7 protein-coding genes are annotated in these 7,876 nt (G+C 73.4%); 6 read left to right on the forward strand and 1 reads right to left on the reverse strand.

From position 1 onward, the window contains the following. On the reverse strand, positions 1-663 hold a 663-nt coding region (locus FA014_RS16270; protein WP_154730693.1), incomplete at its 3' end, for an AzlC family ABC transporter permease. 216 nt (positions 664-879) lie between these two features. On the opposite strand from FA014_RS16270, the gene FA014_RS16275 reads away from it, so the two are divergent. From FA014_RS16275 to FA014_RS16300, 6 genes are all read left to right on the forward strand, one after another. Further along, complete coding sequence (locus tag FA014_RS16275; RefSeq protein WP_154730694.1) at positions 880-1,836, forward strand: carbohydrate ABC transporter permease; 957 nt, start codon at positions 880-882, stop codon at positions 1,834-1,836. Continuing rightward, the gene (locus FA014_RS16280; RefSeq protein WP_154730695.1) at positions 1,833-2,765 is read left to right on the forward strand and encodes a carbohydrate ABC transporter permease; all 933 of its coding nucleotides are present in this window, start codon (positions 1,833-1,835) and stop codon (positions 2,763-2,765) included. Before FA014_RS16275 ends, FA014_RS16280 begins: the two co-directional genes overlap by 4 nt. A 110-nt stretch (positions 2,766-2,875) precedes the next feature. Next, positions 2,876-4,237 carry an ABC transporter substrate-binding protein gene (locus FA014_RS16285; protein WP_154730696.1) on the forward strand — a complete coding sequence of 454 codons (1,362 nt, stop codon included), beginning with the start codon at positions 2,876-2,878 and terminating at the stop codon, positions 4,235-4,237. Further along, positions 4,234-5,046, forward strand: coding sequence for a glycerophosphodiester phosphodiesterase (locus FA014_RS16290; RefSeq protein ID WP_154730697.1), 813 nt, complete (start codon positions 4,234-4,236; stop codon positions 5,044-5,046). The genes FA014_RS16285 and FA014_RS16290 overlap by 4 nt, the downstream gene beginning before the upstream one ends. A gap of 80 nt (positions 5,047-5,126) precedes the next feature. Then, entirely contained in the window at positions 5,127-6,047 is a 921-nt protein-coding gene (gene dapA / locus FA014_RS16295) for a 4-hydroxy-tetrahydrodipicolinate synthase (protein ID WP_154730698.1), read from the forward strand. Between the two features lie 16 nt (positions 6,048-6,063). Beyond that, complete coding sequence (locus FA014_RS16300; RefSeq protein ID WP_154730699.1) at positions 6,064-7,749, forward strand: ribonuclease J; 1,686 nt, start codon at positions 6,064-6,066, stop codon at positions 7,747-7,749. The last annotated feature ends 127 nt before the right edge of the window (positions 7,750-7,876 follow it).

Below are 7,876 nucleotides of genomic sequence, written 5' to 3' on the forward strand. Positions count from 1 at the left end.
CGCCAGCACCGGCACCCCGGCCGGGGCCACCGGCGTGAGCGCCAGCGCGAGCACGGCGGCCGCCCCGGCCACCAGCCGCACGGTCCGGGTCGTCCGCCGGTCGTCGGCGGTGAGCCGCGGCCACAGCAGCGCGAGGAACGCCGCCCCGGCCGCCGCGTCCAGCCCGTACCGGCGCGGGTCGCCCAGCGCGTCGCCGAGCAGCGCCCCCAGCAGCGAGAACGCGTTCCACAGCACGAACACCCCGGCGCCGGTCCACCAGAACCCCGCGCGGGTCGACGCGCGGGTGGGCTGCGCGGTCGCGACCGCCGTGGACTCGTCGATCGTGAGGTGCGCGGCCAGCAGGCGGCGCCAGCCCGAGGCGCCCAGCAGCGGCGCCACCTGCACCCCGTACAGCCCGTTGCGCGCCCCGAGCAGCCCGGCGGTCGCCACGACGGCCCCGACGCCACCGCCGGCACCGACCACGCCCACGGCGGCGAACTGCGAGCCGCCGCTGAACATGAGCAGGCTCAGCGCCATCGTCTGCGGGACGTCCAGGCCGGCGGCGACGGACAGCGCACCGAACGAGACGCCGTACAGCCCGGTGGCCACGGAGACGGACAGGGCGGTGCGGACGGCCGACCGGACCGCGGGGTCCGGGGGGTCCGCCGGGGATCGGGCGGGCACCCGACGAGGGTAGGACGTCCCGGCCGGGCGGTCGGGACGCTGTCCTGCCGCTGACCGCCGGGTGACGCCGCGGAACCCCGGGTGAACGACCCGGGAAGCCTTGCGGAACGCACCCCCGGGGGCCTCGTCCCCGGTGGCGTCGCCGGGGCAGGGTGTCCAGGGCCGGCGACGGAGCGGGCCAGCACCCTGCCCCCCGAACGAAGCGGACTCCTCCCCGTGACCTCTGCCGACGTCCTCGCCCCGCCACCGGCGGCCGCACCCTCGGGTGCGCCCCGGCGGCCCGGCGCACTCCAGACGCGCAAGCGCCGGTCGGCGCTGCTCTGGTTCCTGCTGCTCGCGGGGCCGAACGTGGCCCTGCTGCTGGTGTTCGTGTACCGGCCGCTGATCCAGTCGTTCTACCTGTCCACGCTGCAGTGGAACCTCGGCTCGCCGGTCGCCCGCAGCATCGGGCTCGGCAACTACGTCGAGCTGTTCACCTCGCGGAACTTCACGCAGGTCGTGACGACCACCGTGGTGTTCACCGTCGCGACGGTCGGCGGCGCGATGCTGCTGGGCCTCGGCCTGGCGGTGCTGCTCAACCAGAAGCTGCGCGGGCGGGGCTTCGCCCGCACCGTGGCGTTCGCGCCCTACGTGCTCTCGGGCTTCGCGGTCGGCATCCTCTGGCTGTTCATCTTCGACCCGCGGTACGGCCTGATGCGCGAGGTGCTGAGCTGGGTCGGGGCCTCCTCGCCGCAGTGGTACACCCAGCGCCCCTGGCCGCTGGTCATGGTGATCGTCGTGTACCTCTGGAAGAACCTCGGGTACGTCGCCCTGATCTACCTGGCCGGCCTGCAGTCGGTCCCGCAGGACCTCAAGGACGCGGCGGCCCTCGACGGGGCGTCCTCGTCCCGGACGCTGCGGTCGATCATCCTGCCGCTGCTCACCCCGACGTCGTTCTTCCTGCTGGTCACGATGATGCTGGCCTCGCTGCAGTCGTTCGACATCATCAAGGCGATGACCCAGGGCGGCCCGCTCGGGTCGACCACGACGCTCATGTACTCCGTGTACCAGGAGAGCTTCGTCAACGGCCGCGCGGGCTACGCCTCCGCCGTCGCCACCGTCCTGTTCCTCGTGCTGCTGGCGGTCACCGCGGTGCAGATGCGGTTCGTCCAGCGGAAGGTCCACTACGCATGAGCGTCCTGACGCCCCGTCGCCCCGCCGCGCAGGACGCGGCCGCGACCCCGCCCGCGGCGCCCACCCGGCGCGACGTGCGGCCCACCGCCGCGTCGTCCCGGCCGGGCCGCCGGCAGCGCCCGCACGTCGCCAGCTACCTGACGATGGTCCTCGCGACGATCGTGCTCGGCGCCCCGCTGATCTGGATGCTGCTCGCGAGCCTCAAGACCTCCCAGGAGCTGTACCAGTTCCCGGTGCAGTGGCTGCCGGGCGCGCCCGGCCTGGACAACTACGCCCAGGCCGCGGACACCGTGCCGCTCGGCCGGCTGCTGCTGAACAGCGTCGGCCTGACCGTCGTCGGCGCCGGCCTCAAGGTGGTCCTCGGCCTCACCTGCGCCTACGCGCTCGTGTTCCTCGAGATCCCGTTCAAGAAGCTCGTGTTCGGGCTGGTCATCGCCACGCTGATGATCCCGCCGCAGGTCACGATCATCCCGAACTACACCCTGGTCGCCGACCTCGGCTGGCTGAACACCTACCAGGGCATCCTCGTGCCCGGCCTGGCCAGCGCGTTCGGGACCTTCCTGTTCCGCCAGCACTTCCTGACCCTCCCGGGCTCGATCCTCGAGGCCGCGGAGCTCGACGGCGCCGGCCACTGGCGCAAGCTGTGGCGGTTCGTGGTCCCGATGAGCACGCCGACCATCGCGGCGGTCACCCTCGTGTCCGTCGTCACCGAGTGGAACGACTACCTCTGGCCGTTCCTGGTCATCGACCGCGCCGACAAGATGACGCTGCCGATCGGCCTCACCCTGCTGCAGAACATCGACGGCCTGACCAACTGGGGCGTGCTGCTGGCCGCCACGGTCGTCGTGACCCTGCCGATCCTCGTCGTCTTCCTGGTCCTGCAGCGCCGGCTCGTCGCCGGCCTCACCGCGGGCGCCGTCACCGGCTGACCCGCCCGGAACGTGGCCGGTCCGCCGGCCGCCTCAGACGGCCGCGCCCCCGCGCCCGTCAGCCCCCGAGCGCCGCGACGCGGCGCGCGAACCCCCGAAGGAGCACCACCGTGTCCCACCCCCGCAGGCGCCGCCGCAGCACCCTGGCCGTCGCCGCTGCCGTCGCCGGCACGACGCTCGCGCTCACGGCGTGCGGCGGCCCGTCGACCGCCGCGTCGTCCGACGAGTCCGCGGCCGCCGAGGCGACCGACTGGTCGCAGGTCGAGCCCGCGTCCGAGATCACCTGGTGGAGCAACCACCCCGGTCAGTCCCAGGCCGTGGAGGAGCAGCTCATCGCCGACTTCGAGGCCGAGAACCCGGACATCACGGTCAACCTCGTGACCGCCGGCGCCAACTACGACGAGGTCGCCCAGCGGTTCCAGGCCGCCTCGCAGACGGATGAGAAGCCGGACCTGGTCATCGCGTCCGACGTCTGGTGGTTCCGCTACCACCTGAACGACCAGATCATGCCGCTCGACGACGTCTTCGACGCGATCGACGCCGACGCGGACGACTTCCAGCAGGGCCTGTACGGCGACTACGAGTACGAGGGCCAGCACTGGGCCGCGCCGTACGCGCGCTCCACGCCGCTCTTCTACTACAACAAGACGATGTGGCAGGCCGCCGGCCTGCCCGACGAGGGCCCCGAGACCTGGGAGCAGCTCCAGGAGTGGAGCACCGCGCTCGAGGCCCAGGTGCCCGAGGGCGGCTCGCCGTTCGGCCTGAGCCTCGGCACCTCCTGGTCCGCCTGGTGGTTCGAGAACATGATCTGGGGCCAGGGCGGCGAGTACTCCGACGAGTTCGACGTCACGCTCGACTCCGACGAGGCGCTCGCGGGCGGCGCGTTCCTGCGGGACCTGTTCCACGGCGACGACGCGATCGCCACCGTCTCGGCGGACGACTCGATGGCGGACTTCGCGTCCGGCCTCATCGCGTCGACCATCGGCTCGACCGGCTCGCTCAAGGGCGCGCTGGACGCGGCCTCGTTCGAGGTCGGCACGGCCTACCTGCCGGACGGCCCCCAGGGCGGCGGCACGCCGACCGGCGGCACCGGCCTGGCGATCTCCTCCTCCAGCACCCCGGAGAAGCAGCTCGCCGCGGCGATGTTCCTCGAGTTCCTCACGAACACCGAGAACACCGCGACGTTCTCCCAGGCGACCGGCTACATGCCCGTGCGCACCTCGGCCGTCGAGTCCGACACCATGAAGGCCGTGTACGAGCAGTACCCGCAGTTCCGCACCGCGGTCGACCAGCTGGCGGAGAAGGCGCGCCCGCAGGACTACATCCGCGTGTTCGTGCCGGGCGCCGACGCGCTGCTCACCGACGCGCTCGAGCAGATCGTCCTGGAGGGCACCGACCCGGCCGAGGCGTTCGGGTCCGTGACGCCGCAGATCGAGACGGCCTACACGGAGAACGTGGAGCCGTACCTGTGACCGGAACCGCCACCGGTCCGGCCGCCGGGGTCGCCCTCTCGGGCGGCCCCGGCGCCGGGGCCCCCGCAGTCGTCGCGCACCGCGGCAACTCCGCCGTCGCCCCGCAGAACACGCTCGCCGCGTTCGAGGCGGCGTGGCGGGCCGGCGCGCACAGCATCGAGATCGACATCCAGCCCACCGCCGACGGCGCGATCGTGGTCATCCACGACGACACCGTCGACGCGACCACGGACGGCCAGGGCGCCGTGGGGGAGATGACGCTGGACGCCGTGCGGGCCCTGGACGCGGGCTCCTGGTTCGCGGCCGCCTACGCCGGGCAGCGGGTGCCGACGTTCGCCGAGGTGCTGGACCTGATGGTCCGCCGCCCCGGGATCGACCTGCTGCTCGAGCTCAAGGGCGCCTTCACGGTCGAGCAGGTGCGACCCGTGACGGACGCGATCCGCGCGGCCGGGCTGGCCGACCGGGTGATCGGGCAGTCGTTCTGGCCGGAGTCCGTGCGGGCGCTGGCCGCGGCCGACCCCGACCTGCGCCGGGGGCTGCTGATCTTCCAGGTGCCCGAGGACGGCGGGGTCGCCGAGCTGGTCCGCGTCGCGGACGAGCTCGGCGTGATGACCGTCAACCCCTACGGCCCGCTGCTCGTCGAGCACCCGGACCTGGTCGAGCGGCTGCACGCCGCCGGACGCCAGGTCCAGGTCTGGACGCTGAACGAGCCCGACCAGTGGGCCGCCGCGGTGGCCCTGGGCGTCGACGCGGTCATCACCGACCGGCCCGACCGCCTGGCCGGCTGGCTCGCGGCCCGCGCCTCCTGAGCGCTCCCCGCCCCGTGCCGGGCAGGTCCACCCGCGGACGGGTGCGACCGGCTCCGGCGCGGGGCGGTACCGTGGAGGCCATGCTCCCCGCCACCCCGTCGCGTCCCTTCGGCGCGGTGCTCACCGCGATGGTGACGCCCATGCGGGAGGACGGCTCGGTCGACCTCGACGCCGCCGTCTCCCTCGCCACGCACCTGGTGGACCACGGGCACGACGGCCTGGTGCTGAACGGCACCACCGGGGAGTCGCCCACCACGCACGCGCCGGAGAAGGCCGACCTGGTGCGCGCCGTCGTCGACGCCGTGGGCGACCGGGCGGCCGTCGTCGCCGGCGCCGGGTCGAACGACACCCTGCACGCCGTCCGGATGGCCGAGCAGGCCGCCGAGGCGGGCGCGGACGGCCTGCTGGTCGTCGCGCCCTACTACTCGCGCCCGTCCCAGCCCGGCCTGGTGGCGCACGTGACCGCCGTGGCCGACGCCACGCCGCTGCCCGTCATGCTCTACGACGTGCCCGGCCGCACCGGCGTCCGGTTCGCCGCGGAGACCCTGGCCGAGCTCGCGCGCCACGACCGCGTCGTCGCGGTGAAGGACGCCACCGGCGACCTGTACGCCGCCGCCAAGGCCGCGTCCGCGACCGGGCTCGCCTGGTACAGCGGCGACGACTCGCTCTACCTGCCGTTCCTGGCGCACGGCGCCGCCGGCATCGTCAGCGTGGTCGGCCACGTCGCCGGCCCGCAGCTCGCCGCGCTCACCGCGGCCCACGACGCGGGCGACCACGCCCGCGCGCTCGAGATCTTCCTGTCGATCGCACCGGCGATCGACGCGCTCAACGGCCGAGGTTTCCAGGCGGTCGCGGCCAAGGCCGCCGTCTGGTCCCTCGGCCTGATCCCGTCCCGACACCTGCGACTGCCCAACGTCGCCGCGTCGGACGAGGACGTCGAGGCGGTGCGCGCGGGCCTTGCTGCCGCGGGCATGGTCGACGCCCTGTCCGCTACGCCCTGATCTGCACAGGAGAAGCATGTCCCACCCGCACCCCGACCTCGACCTGCCCCCCGCCCTTCCCGAAGGAGGGCTGCGCATCGTGGCCCTCGGCGGGCTAGGCGAGGTCGGCCGCAACATGGCCGTCCTCGAGTACGGCGGCCGCCTGCTCATCATCGACTGCGGCGTCCTGTTCCCCGAGGACCACCAGCCCGGCGTCGACCTGATCCTGCCGGACTTCAGCTACATCGCCGACCGCATGGCCGACGTGGACGGCATCGTCCTCACCCACGGCCACGAGGACCACATCGGCGCCGTGCCGTACCTGCTGCGCCTGCGCCAGGACATCCCGCTGATCGGCTCCCAGCTGACCCTCGCGTTCGTCGAGGCCAAGCTCAAGGAGCACCGGATCACCCCGCTGACCCACGCGGTCAAGGAGGGGCAGACCGAGCAGATCGGCGCGTTCTCCTGCGAGTTCGTCGCGGTCAACCACTCCATCCCGGACGCGCTGGCCGTGGCGGTCACCACCGGGGCGGGCACGGTGCTGCACACCGGCGACTTCAAGATGGACCAGCTCCCGCTGGACGGCCGGATCACCGACCTGCGCGCGTTCGCGCGGCTGGGGGAGAAGGGCGTCGACCTGTTCATGGTCGACTCCACCAACGCCGAGGTGCCGGGCTTCGTCAGCCCGGAGCGCGAGATCGGCCCGGTGCTGGACAACGTGTTCGCCACCTCCCCGCGCAAGATCGTCGTCGCGTCGTTCTCCTCGCACGTGCACCGTGTGCAGCAGGTGCTCGACGCCGCCGCCGCGCACGAGCGCAAGGTCGCCCTGGTCGGCCGGTCCATGATCCGCAACATGACGATCGCCGCCGAGCTCGGCTACCTCAAGGTGCCGGACGGCGTGCTGGTCGACGCCAAGCGCCTGGACGACGTGCGGGACGACGAGCTCGTGCTCATGTGCACGGGCTCCCAGGGCGAGCCGATGGCCGCGCTGTCCCGGATCGCCAACAACGACCACAAGATCTCGGTCGGCCCCGGCGACACCGTCATCCTCGCGTCGTCGCTGATCCCGGGGAACGAGAACGCGGTGTACCGCGTCATCAACGGCCTGACCCGGCTCGGCGCGCGCGTCGTGCACGGCGGCAACGCCAAGGTGCACGTCTCCGGCCACGCCAGCGCCGGCGAGCTCCTGTACTGCTACAACATCCTCCGGCCGCGCAACGTCATGCCGGTGCACGGCGAGGTCCGGCACCTGGTCGCCAACGGCGCCCTGGCCGTGAAGTCGGGCGTCCCGGCCGACCGGGTGGTGCTCGCCGAGGACGGCGTGGTCGTGGACCTGGTCGACGGCCGGGCCTCCGTCGTCGGCGCCGTGCCGTGCGGGTACGTGTTCGTCGACGGCTCCAGCGTCGGCGGCATCACCGAGGCCGACCTCAAGGACCGCCGGATCCTCGGCGACGAGGGCTTCATCTCGATCTTCGCGGTCATGAGCTCGACCGACGGCAAGGTGCTCGGCAAGCCGCAGATCCTGGCCCGCGGCGTGGCCGAGGACGACAAGGTGTTCGACGCGATCCTGCCGGACGTCACCGCGGCCCTCGAGGACGCGGCGCGCGGCGGAGCGATCGACACCCAGCAGCTGCAGCAGGTCGTGCGGCGCGTGGTCGGGCGCTGGGCGTCCAACCGCCTGCGCCGCCGGCCGATGATCATCCCGGTGGTCGTGGAGGCCTGACCGCCCCGGCCCCGGCCCCGGCCCCGGCCCCGGCCCCGGCCATAGTGAGGTCGTCACGTCGCGGTGAGGTCGTGGGACACGCGCGACGACCTCACCGCGCCGCGCCGACCTCGCCGTGCACCCCCGC

The sequence above is a fragment of the Cellulomonas hominis genome (genome assembly GCF_005239125.1).
Classification (GTDB): Bacteria; Actinomycetota; Actinomycetes; order Actinomycetales; family Cellulomonadaceae; genus Cellulomonas; species Cellulomonas hominis_A.